At 46.1% G+C, this 347-nt stretch carries 1 pseudogene; it reads right to left on the bottom strand.

The features are described from left to right. Nucleotides 1–52 precede the first annotated feature (52 nt). Nucleotides 53–347, bottom strand: a pseudogene (locus tag AC1M9K_RS14585) (acetyl-CoA C-acyltransferase); the annotation flags it as partial.

Genomic DNA, 347 nt, shown 5'->3' with positions numbered 1-347 from the left:
GCATAGAATCCCTCCCGACCTCCCTTGAGAAAAGGGAGGGGGTTTTTAATAGTTAAACACGTTCGATAATTAAAGCGATGCCTTGACCCACACCGATACACATAGAGCACAGTGCATATTTGCCACCAGTTGCTTCAAGTTGATTCAGTGCAGTCGTCACCAAACGCGCACCTGATGCACCCAATGGATGACCTAATGCAATTGCACCACCATTTGGGTTTACACGTGCATCATCATCGGCTAAACCTAGGTCACGTGTACACGCCAATGCTTGTGCTGCAAACGCTTCGTTCAGCTCAATCACATCCATTTGCTCTAGTGTTAAACCTGTTTGTGCTAATAGTTTT

It is taken from the genome of Acinetobacter sp. 24-47-67 (assembly GCF_056779735.1).
This window is presented reverse-complemented; position numbering and strand designations above follow the sequence as displayed.